11 protein-coding genes are annotated in these 13,676 nt (G+C 45.0%); 5 read left to right on the top strand and 6 right to left on the bottom strand.

Annotation, left to right across the window (positions count from 1 at the left end; translation table 11 throughout):
• Positions 1-46 precede the first annotated feature (46 nt).
• From BN35_RS10905 to BN35_RS10885, 4 genes are all read left to right on the top strand, one after another.
• A complete protein-coding gene (locus BN35_RS10905; protein ID WP_025072646.1) occupies positions 47-3,184 on the top strand; it encodes a SusC/RagA family TonB-linked outer membrane protein in 3,138 nt (1,045 codons plus the stop codon).
• Positions 3,185-3,221: 37 nt separating this feature from the next.
• Entirely contained in the window at positions 3,222-4,745 is a 1,524-nt protein-coding gene (locus tag BN35_RS10900; protein ID WP_025072647.1) for a RagB/SusD family nutrient uptake outer membrane protein, read from the top strand.
• Between the two features lie 294 nt (positions 4,746-5,039).
• A complete protein-coding gene (gene pta, locus BN35_RS10890) occupies positions 5,040-6,062 on the top strand; it encodes a phosphate acetyltransferase (protein WP_025072649.1) in 1,023 nt (340 codons plus the stop codon).
• 189 nt (positions 6,063-6,251) lie between these two features.
• Positions 6,252-7,451, top strand: a complete 1,200-nt coding sequence (locus tag BN35_RS10885) for an acetate kinase (protein WP_025072650.1) — start codon at positions 6,252-6,254, stop codon at positions 7,449-7,451.
• A 140-nt stretch (positions 7,452-7,591) separates the two neighbouring features.
• Here the strand turns inward: BN35_RS10885 and BN35_RS10880 are convergent, their stop codons facing one another.
• The 6 genes from BN35_RS10880 to rpmH form a co-directional block, all read right to left on the bottom strand.
• On the bottom strand, positions 7,592-8,248 hold the full coding sequence (locus BN35_RS10880; RefSeq protein WP_025072651.1) for a NigD1/NigD2 family lipoprotein: 657 nt from the start codon (positions 8,246-8,248) through the stop codon (positions 7,592-7,594).
• On the bottom strand, positions 8,239-9,390 hold the full coding sequence (locus tag BN35_RS10875; RefSeq protein ID WP_025072652.1) for a 1-acyl-sn-glycerol-3-phosphate acyltransferase: 1,152 nt from the start codon (positions 9,388-9,390) through the stop codon (positions 8,239-8,241). The genes BN35_RS10880 and BN35_RS10875 overlap by 10 nt, the downstream gene beginning before the upstream one ends.
• Positions 9,391-9,397: 7 nt before the next feature.
• The gene (locus tag BN35_RS10870; RefSeq protein WP_025072653.1) at positions 9,398-10,399 is read right to left on the bottom strand and encodes a D-alanine--D-alanine ligase; all 1,002 of its coding nucleotides are present in this window, start codon (positions 10,397-10,399) and stop codon (positions 9,398-9,400) included.
• Positions 10,400-10,417: 18 nt separating this feature from the next.
• Complete coding sequence (locus BN35_RS10865; RefSeq protein ID WP_028901076.1) at positions 10,418-11,485, bottom strand: RluA family pseudouridine synthase; 1,068 nt, start codon at positions 11,483-11,485, stop codon at positions 10,418-10,420.
• Entirely contained in the window at positions 11,486-12,325 is an 840-nt protein-coding gene (locus BN35_RS10860) for a PASTA domain-containing protein (protein WP_025072654.1), read from the bottom strand.
• 424 nt (positions 12,326-12,749) lie between these two features.
• Positions 12,750-12,905, bottom strand: a complete 156-nt coding sequence (gene rpmH / locus BN35_RS13270) for a 50S ribosomal protein L34 (protein ID WP_008124876.1) — start codon at positions 12,903-12,905, stop codon at positions 12,750-12,752.
• A 189-nt stretch (positions 12,906-13,094) separates the two neighbouring features.
• Here rpmH and efp point away from each other — a divergent pair, with 189 nt between their 5' ends.
• The gene (efp, locus tag BN35_RS10855; RefSeq protein ID WP_025072655.1) at positions 13,095-13,661 is read left to right on the top strand and encodes an elongation factor P; all 567 of its coding nucleotides are present in this window, start codon (positions 13,095-13,097) and stop codon (positions 13,659-13,661) included.
• Positions 13,662-13,676 lie beyond the last annotated feature (15 nt).

The following is a 13,676-nucleotide window of genomic DNA, read 5'->3' as shown; positions in this document are numbered from 1 at the left end:
GAATTATCTTTAACCTTAAAACATTAATTAACTAAAAAGAGAACTTATGGAAAAAAGACTAACATTGTTTCTCGCTTGCCTGTTCCTAAGCATAGGTATGGCAATGGCACAAACACAGATTAACGGTACTGTGATTTCTGCGGATGATGGTCAGCCAGTTGTTGGCGCCTCCGTCGTAGTTCAGGGAACCAAAAATGGTACCGCTACTAACATTGAGGGTAAGTTTACCTTGAGTGTACCTGCTGGTGCAAAACTCATGGTTTCTTACATTGGAATGGTGACCAAAACAGTTGTTGCTACCAACAACATGACCATTAGATTGGTAAGCGATGACAGTAAGCTCGATGAAGTAATCGTTGTAGCTTATGGTACAGTAAAGAAATCTACCTATACAGGTTCTGCAACGAATGTAGACTCTAAGAAATTGGAGAAAGTGCAGGCTGCCGATGCTTCTAAGGCTTTGGAGGGTATGGTTGCTGGTTTGTCAGTTACATCTCCCTCAGGACGTGCAGGATCGTCAACAACGATGCGTATTCGCGGTATCGGTTCGTTGAACGCTTCCAGTTCACCATTGATTATTCTCGATGGTGCTCCTTACAGTGGCGAGATTAACGCTATTAACACCAAGGATATCGAGAGCATCAACGTACTGAAAGATGCTGCTTCTGCTGCTTTGTATGGTGCACGTGGTGCCAATGGTGTCATCATGATTACCACCAAGAGCGGTAACAAGGGAAAAGTTCAGGTGTCTTTCGATGCCCGCATTGGTACCAATCAGCGTGCTGTTCCCGAATATGATATCATTACCGACCCCGGTATGTATTATAAACTTACTTGGGAGGGACTCAAAAACTCGGTTACTTTCATTGATGAACCTGAGAAAAACCCTGGACAATGGGCTTCGGCTAATTTGATAGATGAGTTGGGATATAATGTGTATAGTACACCCGATGACAAAGTAGTTGACGAAAAAGGTAATCTGACCACAGCACCTATTCGCTACGAAGATGCTGCCAACTTCAACGATTGGATAGGTACATTGTATGAACCCAAGACACGTGAAGAATATAACCTGAGTATCACCAAGGGTTCGGCTAAGTCGAAGGTGTATTTCTCTGTAGGTTACTTGAACGATCGTGGCTTCAGTATGAAGACCAAATTTGAGCGCTTGACGACTCGTATGTCATACGATTCGGATATTACCGACTGGTTACGCATCGGTGCTTCTTCGCAATTTGCCAGGACTACTGCACAAAATCCTGCGCAATATGAGGAAGGCAACTATAGTAACTTGTTTATGTGGAGCCGTATGATTGCGCCTATCTATCCTATTTTCAAGCATGATAAAGATGGTAAGATTTTGCGTGACGCTCATGGAGAGATGGTTTACGACGATTCTCAGTCTCGAATGTATGCTGGAGGTATGAACCTGATTCGGCAAACCGAACTCAATATTACGAAAAATATCAACTACTACCTCACGCAAAACGCGCGTGTAGATGTGAAACTGCCTTACAACTTTAAGTTTAGCTCTACGGCTACATTTAATGGCAACTGGTGGCGTTGGACCAACATGATGAACCCACTCGTTGGTGATGGACAGGCTTATGGTGGTATTCTTGATAAAGAAGTGAACCAAACAGTGTCACTGAACTGGAACCAAATATTGAAATGGGACAAGACCTTCAATGATTTTGGTGTACATGTGATGCTGGGACATGAAAACTATAATGAGAAATCCAACTTCTTAAAAGGCGAGAAGAAAGGGTTGCTCGATCCTACATTGCCAGAATTCCGTTCGGGTGCCAACATTTCCGACTTAGACTCTTATGGTCGCGAATATAAGGTAGAAGGCTACTTCGGACAGGTAACAACCGACTACATGGATAAATATTACGCTTCTGCTTCTTTGCGCCGTGATGGTTCTTCCGTATTCCATCCCGATCATCGCTGGGGTACATTCTGGAGCTTGGGCGCATCGTGGCGCATCAATCAGGAAAACTTCTTGAAAGACGTTGATGCTATCCAAAACCTGAAGCTGCGTGTTAGCTACGGTGTACAGGGTAATGACTATCTGTACTTGCCAAATACGGATCCTCCTTTGCGTGCTTATACGCCGTATACCAACCTTTATCGTATTGCCTCTACGGGTACCGAAAGTGTTTACGGACCTGCTTATAAAGGTAACGAAAGCATTACTTGGGAAAAGAACAACAACTTTGACGTTGGTTTGGAATTCTCATTATGGAAAGGTTTGATAGCTGGTGAACTCGACTTCTTCAGCCGTCGTACATCCGATATGCTCTTTAACCTTCCTATCTCTTCAACGACAGGATTCGATTCTGAACCAGTGAATTTCGGTAAAATGGTAAATACAGGTTTTGAATTCAACCTCTCGTCCAATGTTTACAACGACCGCAATGTCAATGTAAATGTAGGTGTGAATGGAACTACTTACACGAACAAGATTACTGAATTGCCCGAACAGTTCAGAGAAGACGGTATCTCCAAAGGTTTCCGTATCCTGAAAGAGCAGGGTGGTATCTTCGATTACTATATGGTTAAATCGGCAGGTGTCAATCCAGAGAATGGTGACCAAATGTACTGGTGCTGGAATAAGAAAACAGAACAGTTTGAGAAAGTTGGCAGCAAAGATTACAGCAGCTCGTTAAAGGACAGACAGTTTGTGGGCTCGGCTTTACCAAAAATAGCAGGAGGTTTCTATGCGAATGCAGCAGCTTATGGGTTCGATTTCTCTATTCAATTCTCTTATAGAGTGGGTGGAAAGGTTTACGATGGTAGCTATAGTGAATTAATGTCGTCAGGTAGGCCAGGTACGAACTGGCACAAGGATATCCTGAATCACTGGACACCCGAGAACACCAACACCGACGTTCCACGTTTGCATAACCAAAACCAAAAACTCAATCAGGCTTCTGACCGTTTCCTCATTGATGGCTCTTATCTCAGCTTGAATAACCTTACATTGGGCTACTCATTGCCAAAGAGCGTGTTGAATAAGGCTAAAATCCAGGGACTTCGTCTTTACTTCGCAGCCGACAACTTGGGGCTGTGGACAAAGAGAAAGGGGCTTGACCCACGTATTGCTCTCAACGGAACACAGCAGTATAGTGTCAACAGCGCCGTTCGCGCACTCTCGTTTGGTATCAACCTGAATTTATAAGAAACAGCTTTATAAACGACTATAAAACATAAGAAATATGAAGAATTATATAAAAGTTGCAGCTGCACTCGCTTTCACGTTTGGTATCGTAGGGTGCAATCTCGATCCCGAGGTTTCTGAATATGAAACTCAGCAGCGACACGATGAATTGATTGCTAATCCTGAAACACAGACAGGAGTTGCAAAGGCTGCCATTGCGAAGATCTATACGATTTTCCAAGATTTTTATGACTCCCACGATGATTTCGGTTTGAAAGCATTCCAGATAGCTACTGACTTGATGTGTGAGGATGTGGCTTATCAAAATTGGAACTGGTTCCAGTATGATTATCAAATCGATAACCGTATGGAGAATTACCGCCGTACCCGTTCTACATGGGGGCAGTTCTATGAAATCATTGCAAAGGTGAATCTGCACTTGGAGACTTACTTTGCACAAGAATCAACCGACCCTGGAGTGTTGGCTGCAAAAGGAGAGGCTTTGGCACTTCGTGGCATTGCTTATTTCCACTTGATTAACTTCTATCAGCATACGTACAAAGGACACGAAACTGCTTTGGGCGTGCCTTTGGCTTTGAAATCGACTGACCAGAACCTGTCTCGTGCTACCGTACAAGAGGTGTACAAACAGATTATTGAGGATTTGACCTTTGCTGTTAAGAACTGTAAGAACACAGGTGTTCGCACAGATGCCGATCGTGCCGTGGCTGCTGCTTATTTGGCTAAGGCTTATGCACAAATGGAAGATTGGGCTAATGTGGAAAAATATGCAAAGATTGCTGCCGAAGGTGGATCTGATAAGGTGTCCGAACCTGCTCGTGGATGGGATATTGGTCAGGCTGATATCTTGTGGGGATATGACATCAACTCACAAAACTCTACACTGTGGGCATCTTACTGGAGCCACATGGATCACTTCTTGGCTCGTGGATATGCAGCAGGTGGTAAGACAAAACTGATTTACAACTATCTGTACAACCAGATTCCGAAGACCGACTCACGTAGAAAACTTTGGATTAATAAAGAAGAATATCCTGATGTAGCATCGTCAATGCTTGCTCAAACACACAATTCAGGAATGAAATCAATTGATGATCTCGATGATTTTGAACAAGTGAAGTTTATCGCTGGAGAGGCAGGTATGGAACAAGATTATTGTTTTATTCGCGTTCAAGACCCTATCTTGCTCGAAATAGAAGCATTGGTTGAACAAAACAAATTAAGCGAAGCACAGGCAGAGCTTAACGCTTTTGCTAAAAAACGCAACCCTGCTTTCGAGGCTCCTTCTACACAAGATGCACTTCGCAAGGAAGTCCGTTTCCAACGTCGTATAGAACTTTGGGGCGAAGGTACCAACTGGTTTGATATGAAGCGCTGGAAGGAAACCATTGACCGCACCAAGGGCTATAAAGCGATAGATAAAGATGGCAAGGAGGTTGTAGTTCCTTCTAACCACAAGGCTTCTGCACAAAAGAAGATGGCAACAGACGCCAAGGAATTCTTGCATCAACTTCCTGTAAAGGAAATCAATGCTAATCCTAACTTGAAACAGAATCCTTAATAGGGTAACGTCCTTCTATAGCGTTGTTGCTATAAAGAGATGGACGCCTTCATCAAGTAGATTCAAAATATAAACTGAGGACTGTATTCTTTCGTGGAATACAGTCCTTTTTGCGATGTTTGGTATTTTTATGGGCGTTTCATTCCGCATGTCGATAATATTTGTTATTTTTGCAACTGCAATCTTGATGGATGCCAATGGATTCCCACTTCTTTTAACATCGGTGTCCAGCGGAGGTTGAAGGCATGTGGATGCCGCTATTATGACACAAATCAAAATATAAATAACAACATCATGGATTTATTACAGCAAATTGTTGAGCGAGCAAAAGCCGACAAACAACGTATTGTGCTCCCCGAAGCATTGGAGGAGCGAACGCTACGTGCCGCTGACCGTGTATTGGCCGACGACATTGCAGACATCATCTTGATTGGTAACCCAACGGAGATTCAAAAAATGGCAGAAGCGCGAGCGCTGAAGAATATCGGCAAGGCTACCATCATTGACCCTGAAAACAATCCCAAGAGTGAAGAATATGCTTCGCTGTTAGCCGAACTTAGAAAGAAAAAGGGTATGACCATTGAGCAAGCACGCGAGTTGGTGAAGAATCCTTTATACTTAGGTTGCATGATTATCAAGACCGAAGGTGCCGATGGACAGATTAGCGGAGCCTTGAGTACGACAGGAGATACTTTGCGCCCAGCATTGCAAATCATCAAGTGTGCGCCCGGTGTCACTTGCGTGAGTGGTGCCATGCTGTTGATTACGCAGGCAAAGGAGTATGGCGAAAATGGTGTAGTGGTTATGGGTGACGTGGCAGTTACCCCTGTTCCTGATGTGGATCAGTTGGCTCAAATTGCCGTGACTACCGCTGAAACGGCAAAGAGTGTGGCAGGTTTCAAGGAACCACGCGTAGCGATGTTGAGCTTCTCTACTAAGGGCAGTGCCTCTCATGAAGTGGTGTCCAAGGTTGCTGAAGCTACAAAATTAGCAAAGCAGCGTGCACCACAACTCAAAATCGATGGCGAGTTACAAGCCGATGCCGCTTTAGTGATGTCGGTAGGACAAAAGAAAGCACCGGGAAGTGCTATCGCTGGCAATGCCAACGTATTGGTGGTTCCCAATTTGGAAGTAGGAAACATTGGCTACAAGCTGGTACAACGCTTGGGCAATGCCATCGCCATAGGACCTATCTTGCAAGGAATTGCACGCCCAGTGAACGATCTTAGCCGTGGTTGCTCGGTAGATGACATCTATTATATGGTTGCCATCACCGCTTGCCAGGCACAAGATGCCAAGAAAGAGGAGGAGAAGTGATATAGTTGACGAGCGAACTCGGAATAATTCATAATTCTTAATTCATAATTCATAAATCAACAACTCGTGAACTCGGAATAATTCATAATTCCTAATTCATAATTCATAAACTAACAACTCGTCAACTCGTGAACTCGTCAACTAAAAAAACTTATAAACTCATCAACTTAAAAACTTAAAAACTTATAAATGAACATCTTAGTATTAAACTGCGGAAGCAGCTCTATCAAGTATAAACTCTACAACATGACCGACGAGTCAGTGTTGGCTCAGGGAGGTGTAGAACGTATTGGTCTCGATGAGGCCTTTGTGAAAGTAACCTTGCCCAATGGCGAGAAGAAGAAAATCATGCACGACATGCCCGACCACAAAGAAGGTGTGAACTTCGTGTTCTCTCTGCTCACCGACCCCGAAATTGGGGCTATTAAGTCCTTAAACGAGATTGACGCAGTGGGGCATCGTATCGTGCAAGGCGGCGACCTGTTCGAGGATAGCGTGATTGTAGATCAGCACGTAGAAGACGGAATCGAGAGCCTGTGCGATTTGGCTCCTGTACACAATGCAGGTCACCTGCGTGGCTTGCGTGCCGTGGATGCACTCATGCCCACCACACCACAGGTGTGTGTGTTCGACAATGCGTTCCATAGCACCATGCCCGATTATGCTTACCTCTATGCAGTGCCATACGAACTGTACAAAAAATATCATGTACGTCGTTACGGCTTCCATGGCACCAGTCACAAATATGTGTCACAACGTGTGTGCGAATTCTTAGGTAAGGACATCAAGGACATGCGCATCATCACCTGCCACATCGGCAATGGTGCCAGTGTTACAGCCATCAAGGGCGGCAAGTGCATCGATACCTCCATGGGATTGACCCCCTTGGCTGGTGTGATGATGGGCTCGCGTTCGGGCGACATCGACCCATCTGCTGTTACCTATCTCATGGAGAAGTTAGGCAAGAAGCCTCAAGAGATGGCCGACTTTCTGAATAAGGAGAGTGGCGTACTCGGTATTACCGGCATCTCATCAGACATGCGCGAGATAGAATCGGCAGCCGATGAAGGCAACGAACAAGCTCAGTTGGCACTGAAGATGTACAATTACCGCATCAAGAAATACATCGGCGCATACGCTGCTGTCATGGGAGGCGTTGATATCATCGTGTGGACAGCTGGCGTAGGCGAGAATCAGATAGGTACTCGCCTCGAGGCTTGTAGTGGATTAGAGTTCTTGGGTGTGAAGATGGACGCTGAAGCCAACAAGGTTCGTGGCAAGGAAGCTGTCATCTCTGTTCCCGATTCCAAGGTGACGGTTTGTGTGATTCCTACCGATGAGGAGATTGTCATCGCCCGCGACACCATGCGATTGGTGAACGGAAAATAATTCTCTCGATATAATAATGAGCAAAGGGGATATGCCAAACGGTGTATCCCCTTTTTGCTGCTGTGTCTATAGGTGGGTGGAACGTCGCTTTACACACGCAAATTTCAAAGTTTTTTATCGCTTAAAAGCTCTTTCTGCTCTTATTTCAAAGCAAAGCTTTTCTTCACCCAACCGCGATAGGTGTTTACAGAAAAACTGAGGGTATCTCCTTTTTTATAAACGTCTGTGGGGATGCTGATATAAAATGTGCGTGCGTAATAGCTGGGAACGTTGTTTTGATGGTGGAATAAGCGCAAGTCATGGGTCTCCTTGCCATTGGCATGATGCGTGTTCTTTTGGGTGACAATTCCAATTTTCTGCTGCAACATCGTGTCTTCTGGAGTGCCTGTCATCACGCCAATTCTTATATTCAAGTACTGTTGCGATTTACTCATCCAGCAACCTTCTAATTGCACAGGGTCGGAAGGAATCCTCTTCGGTGCCTTTTGAGGGCGCAACACCCATACATGGAGGGCTGTCATTCCTACGGTCGATTCTTCGTCTTGGGTGTAATATAGCATCGCGCGATACACGCTGTCTGGTACATGAGCCCACGAACAAGTGAACGGTACCGTGAAAGATAACTTCTTTCCCTCATCCGTCCATGCATAGTCGACCTTATTCTTTGCCGAGGTATGGATTTCTGTCATCTCGGCACGTAGATACGAGTAGCGCCCATCTCCCTTGTCATAGGAATTGATGGTGCAGGCTGTGAACAACCCGAGTAGAGCGAAGAGTACCCAATGTTTTATTTGCATGCTGCCCAATAGTTTCTTAAAGGATTGGCATACATGGTCAATATCCGCTCACGCAAAAAGGCGATGTCAGGCTGTGGTACGGTAATCTTCTCCAGCTGTTCAGAGAGATAACGTTCAAAGTTGACCTTATCTGCGGGCTGATAATGGGCAGTCTGCTCGTCCTTTCCTGTCAAAAGGTCATGCGCAATGTAGTTGTTCGGGAACAGGCGATAGTGTCGATGTATCTCTCGGTCGATGTGACGCACAATAGTGGCATACAATTCGTTCTTGGGCATCTCCGAATCTAAGGTTTGCAAATACTCGTCTATGCAAGAGGAGCAGTGATAATGAACGTGTCCTTTGTAGCCCATAATACCTGTCTGCATACTGATAATATCATCTTGTGGTCCTTTCTTCCAATCAGGATTGTCGCGTTTCAGTTGAAACTCGGCAGCTTTCAGATAGTCACATGGGTCATATTCATAAGAGATGGTCATGGGAACGATGTGCAGCTGCGTGAGTCGCTCAACAATACTCCCTTCGCCGCCCATAGACATCATCTTTAGAATACTTTCAGAGGTTCTGTCATCCGAGTCTTTCGCACGCCCTTCCCGTTGTGCAATCCATATATTTTCTTTCTTTTCCTGAATGGCAAAGTGCATGTATCTGGACTGTGTTTTGCTGGAGGTCAGCATTTCACGAAAAGAGGCACTGCGCTTGACGATAAAAGATTTGTTCACTCTTACCAAGTCTTTCACCCAAGGTAGCGATAGCAGATTGTCGCCAATGGCAATCTCGCAGGTAGTCTTAAAATCCGCATCGATGAGCAACTTAGACAGAATGGCAGAGTCGAGTACAATGTCTCTGTGGTTACTCATGAACGTGTAGTTGTGTTCAGGGCTGATGGCACTGTGGTTCATATCCCAACTCTTTGCAGCTCGGTTGAGCACAAACGTCACAAATTCGTTCCCGAAAACTTTCTGAAAGGCTAAGTTTGTTGTGCAAGCCCGCATGCGCGCACCAATCTTCTCCAATGGGACATCGGGATAAAAATAGGACAGTACACGCTGAAATTGCTGATTGTCGAGCAGCCGGTTGTAAACTTCTTGAAGCTCCTCTGGCTCAAAAGGCCGAATGTCATCAAATTCTTTTGGGGTATGCATGGTATGTCTAAAATTGGTTTTCTACGATTTCGGTCAACACTTCTGTGATGTTCAGTCCTGCAGCCCGTACCTGTTGAGGGATGAAACTGGTGGCAGTCATGCCCGGAGTGGTGTTGACTTCGAGCATGTTCACTACGTCGTTCCCTTGCTCGTCTTTTGTAATAATGTAGTCAATGCGGATAATGCCGTTGCAATGTAGAATGTCATAAATCTTACTGGTCTCTTCGGCAACCTTCTTGGCTGTGTCGTCGGCGATGCGTGCTGGTGTGATTTCCTGCACCTGACCGTTGTATTTGGCATCATAATCAAAGAACTCATTGCTCGTTACGACTTCTGTTGCAGGAAAGACAACAGCTTTCTCGCTCGTCTTATAACAGCCAATCGACAGCTCCACTCCCTTCATATAGCTCTCAATCATGGCAGCCTCGTTCTGCATAAAAGCAACCCGCAATGCAGGTGCTAACTGGTCTGAGTTTTTTACTTTTGTAACTCCGAAGCTGGACCCATCAGCAACGGGTTTGACAAAGCATGGCATGCCCAACTGTGCCTCTATTTCTTGTTCAGAAATCATTGATTCCTCACCACGCCTTAACAAGATGCTTTTTGCCACCTTGACGCCAAACGAAGCCAGATAGCGGTTCAGAACAAACTTGTTGAAGGTCAGGGCTTCCACCAAGACTCCACTAGTGGAATAGGGAATGTCCACCAATTCAAAGTAGCCCTGTATGATACCATTCTCGCCTGGTGTGCCATGAATGGTGATGTAAGCATAGTCGAAGATGGTCGACTTGCCGTTGTGAACAAAGGAAAAGTCGTTTCTATCCACTTTGACAGTGCTACCATCCTCCAAGCACACATTCCAGTCGAGCCCTCGTATCGTGACAATAAATACCTGGTAACGTTCTTTGTCAAAGAACGAATAGAGCCCTTGCGCAGAGCGTAAAGACACGTCGTATTCTGATGAGTCGCCACCACAAACGATGGCAATGTTTCTTTTCAAATTTTTCATATAAGAACAATATCTTGTTTAATAATCAAAAGTGTCTATGGTTGTGCCATGTATGTACACGCGCCATTTTTGTAAGAGTTGCTGCATGTCCTCGGGTAAATCGGACGTGAAGTTCATTTCTCGATTGGTTTTCGGATGTACGAAGCCCAAGGTCTTGGCATGTAATGCTTGGCGATGACAGAGGTTGAGGCAGTTTTGTATAAATGCTTTATACGTTGAGCTACGCTGTCCACGAAGAATCTCCATTCCGCCATATCGCTCGTCGCCAAATAGAGGATGCCCAATGTGTTTCATGTGGGCACGGATTTGATGTGTTCGCCCCGTTTCGAGGATGCACTCTATCAGCGTGACATAGCCAAATCGCTCTAATACTCGGTAATGAGTGATTGCCGTTTTGCCCACAGCACTGTCTGGAGGGAATACGCACATACGCAATCGGTCTTTGGGATCGCGTGCAATATTTCCCTCGATGCGCCCTTCCTCTTCATTGAAATTGCCCCACACCAAAGCGTGGTAGCTGCGGTGGGTGGTCTTGTTGAAGAACTGTAGTCCCAACTTTGTCTTGGCATCTGGCGTTTTGGCAATGACTAACAGCCCACTGGTGTCTTTGTCAATGCGATGAACCAGTCCCACAGCGGGGTCGTTCGCATCAAAGGTTGGTAAGTCTTTGAGATGCCATGCCACAGCGTTAATGAGCGTGCCATGAAAGTTTCCTGCCCCGGGATGCACCACCATGCCAGCTGGTTTGTTCACTACCATGACTTCGGTGTCTTCGTACACAATGTTGAGAGGAATCTCTTCCGCCTCAATGGTGCTGTCGTGTTGAGGCGCATCCAACATGAGCGTAATCACATCTAACGGGCGAACCTTGTAATTGCTCTTTACGGGCTGGTCGTTTACATGTACAAATCCTGCATCCGCAGCTTTCTGTATGCGGTTACGACTGGAATGTTTCAGACGCTCAAACATATATTTGTCAATACGCAATGGCTCCTGATTCTTGTCTACCACCACACGAAAATGCTCATACAGCTGTTGATCATCCTCGTCTTCTATCAGCGATATGTCGTTAGTCTCTTCTAACATTTATTTTTTTTTGGGCGTGTGTACGGGTGTCTTCTGTGGAGAAGGCTTCACCTTCCTTGGTGTTGCTGGCTCCGCAGGTTGGGGGTTCTTGGGGTAGCTCTTCTTGGGCGCTGGCGTTTCTTTCTGTGCATCCGGAGTCGTCTCCCCTTTGGTTGGCGTTTGGTTGGGCTTTGCCGATTCTTCCACAGGTCCACTCACTTCTACAAACTGGTCCACATCCTCATCGGATGCGTCATTGTACTCAGGATAAACGGGGTCGATGTAATTCACCGAATCGGCTTCATCTCTCATGCCATTTCCTGCTTGGATAATCAACGAGTCTTCAATCGAAATCCTGTCACCAGCAGCTACGTGCTTTCCTCGCACCAAGATGCCATATACCCAATCCTTCTCCCCTGGGATAAACTGTGGCATTCCCACCTTGAATCCCATTGCAGAAAGTTTTGCTATTGCCTCTCGCAGAGAGCTGTTGTCAATAACATCGGGCAAGGTAATAGTGGGTGATTTGGAGGCATTGATGGTGAGATAGATAATACGACCTGCTTTCACCTTTTCACCAGCAGCAGGACTTTGCTCTAAGACACAATCGGGAGGCAATGTTTTCACGTATCCCGTATCACTGACAACCGCTTTGAGTCCCATTTGTTTTAAGATGCTTTCGGCTTCAGTAAACGATTTTTTCTTCACATTCGGAATCATGATGGCTTCTCCATGGTGGGTGTACCAGTTTAGCCCATAGCGTACGCCGATGCCCATAACGAGCACCACCAATAGCATGGCGAGGAGATTTCCCCACAGATAAAAACTTTTCAATTTACCCAAGAATTCCGACGATTTCATTCGCTTTGTCTTAAAACCTGTTGACTATACTGTCTCCATAGAGATCGCAGCCCACGCCTGTTTGCTTATTTTCTATAATAGGTGCAGGTTATTAATTGCAAAGATAATGTAAACCAAAGATAGTACAAAATAAAACCTTTGGTTTTTTCTGTGTGTTGTTTTATGCCCTTTCGAGCGGCGCTTTCAGGTGGCGTTCTTATAATAATGTTATAACGCCCTTACTCCATGGAGATAACAGCCTTAAAACAATGTAATAAGCACCTTATCTCCATGCTTCAGCGGGAGCACTTTAGCTGCGTAAAGTAGAATGGCTTGTCACTCTTGCGCTCCATGATCTCACATTGGGCGTTATTGATACAAAAAGCAGCAAGAAGATAGGAATTTCTTGCTGCTTTTTGACGTAAGGCGTATGGTTTCACGCCAATTACTTACCGTGATTTTCGTCAGAAACGGTTAACTTTTTACGTCCATGTGCGCGACGGTTTGCCAATACGCGACGACCGTTCTTGGTTGACATTCTCTCACGGAATCCATGCTTGTTCACCCTTCTTCTATTGTGGGGCTGAAATGTTCTTTTCATTGTTTTTTATATTTATCGTTATTGTTTCGTACGCTTTGGGGTGCAAAAGTACTCATTATTTTCGGAATAACAAAGAAATTGACTAATTTTCACCGAAAAAAGACTGCTTTTTTGCAATTTATTTGTAACTTTGCATCGCTTTTATAAGGCATAGAAGAAAAATATTTTTAAAAACTAAGATAGCAAACAATGATTAATTCACAGGAAATTAAGATTGGAACTTGTATCCGTCTTGACGGTAAAATTTGGACTTGTATAGATTTCCAACACAGAAAGCCCGGTAAGGGTAACACTGTCATGATTACAAAGTTAAAGAATGTTTCTGATGGTCGTGTATTGGAGCGTACTTTCCAGATTAACTTTAAGTTGGAAGATGTTCGTGTAGAGCGTCGTCCCTATCAATATCTTTATGAGGATGCAACTGGTTGCATTTTCATGAACCAAGAGACTTTTGAGCAGATTCCTTTGCCCAAAGAGTCGGTAACAGGAGGTGACTTTATGAAAGAAGGCGACATCGTAGAGGTAGTCACCGATACCAGCGATGGCAGTGTGTTGTTGGCAGAAATGCCAGTAAAGACAGTGCTTCGCATCACTCATTCTGAACCCGGTATCAAAGGAAACACTGCTACCAATGCCACCAAGCCTGCTACATTAGAGACTGGTGTTGAGGTACGCGTACCTTTGTTTGTCAACGAAGGCGAGCTGATACAAGTAGATACGCGCGACGGCAGTTACCTGAACCGCGTGAGCGAATAAAAGACTTTTATAAAG

It is taken from the genome of Hoylesella timonensis 4401737 = DSM 22865 = JCM 15640 (genome assembly GCF_000455445.1).
Lineage (GTDB): Bacteria > Bacteroidota > Bacteroidia > Bacteroidales > Bacteroidaceae > Prevotella > Prevotella timonensis.
The sequence above is the reverse complement of the archived record's forward strand: the minus strand, read 5'-3'. Positions and strand labels throughout refer to the sequence as shown.

What these genes read in the sequence shown, in the direction of transcription:
- BN35_RS10905 (WP_025072646.1), top strand. Translation starts at nt 47, where the DNA reads ATGGAAAAAAGACTAACATTGTTTCTCGCTTGCCTGTTCCTAAGCATA.
- BN35_RS10900 (WP_025072647.1), top strand. Translation starts at nt 3,222, where the DNA reads ATGAAGAATTATATAAAAGTTGCAGCTGCACTCGCTTTCACGTTTGGT.
- pta (WP_025072649.1), top strand. Translation starts at nt 5,040, where the DNA reads ATGGATTTATTACAGCAAATTGTTGAGCGAGCAAAAGCCGACAAACAA.
- BN35_RS10885 (WP_025072650.1), top strand. Translation starts at nt 6,252, where the DNA reads ATGAACATCTTAGTATTAAACTGCGGAAGCAGCTCTATCAAGTATAAA.
- BN35_RS10880 (WP_025072651.1), bottom strand. Translation starts at nt 8,248, where the DNA reads ATGCAAATAAAACATTGGGTACTCTTCGCTCTACTCGGGTTGTTCACA.
- BN35_RS10875 (WP_025072652.1), bottom strand. Translation starts at nt 9,390, where the DNA reads ATGCATACCCCAAAAGAATTTGATGACATTCGGCCTTTTGAGCCAGAG.
- BN35_RS10870 (WP_025072653.1), bottom strand. Translation starts at nt 10,399, where the DNA reads ATGAAAAATTTGAAAAGAAACATTGCCATCGTTTGTGGTGGCGACTCA.
- BN35_RS10865 (WP_028901076.1), bottom strand. Translation starts at nt 11,485, where the DNA reads ATGTTAGAAGAGACTAACGACATATCGCTGATAGAAGACGAGGATGAT.
- BN35_RS10860 (WP_025072654.1), bottom strand. Translation starts at nt 12,325, where the DNA reads ATGAAATCGTCGGAATTCTTGGGTAAATTGAAAAGTTTTTATCTGTGG.
- rpmH (WP_008124876.1), bottom strand. Translation starts at nt 12,905, where the DNA reads ATGAAAAGAACATTTCAGCCCCACAATAGAAGAAGGGTGAACAAGCAT.
- efp (WP_025072655.1), top strand. Translation starts at nt 13,095, where the DNA reads ATGATTAATTCACAGGAAATTAAGATTGGAACTTGTATCCGTCTTGAC.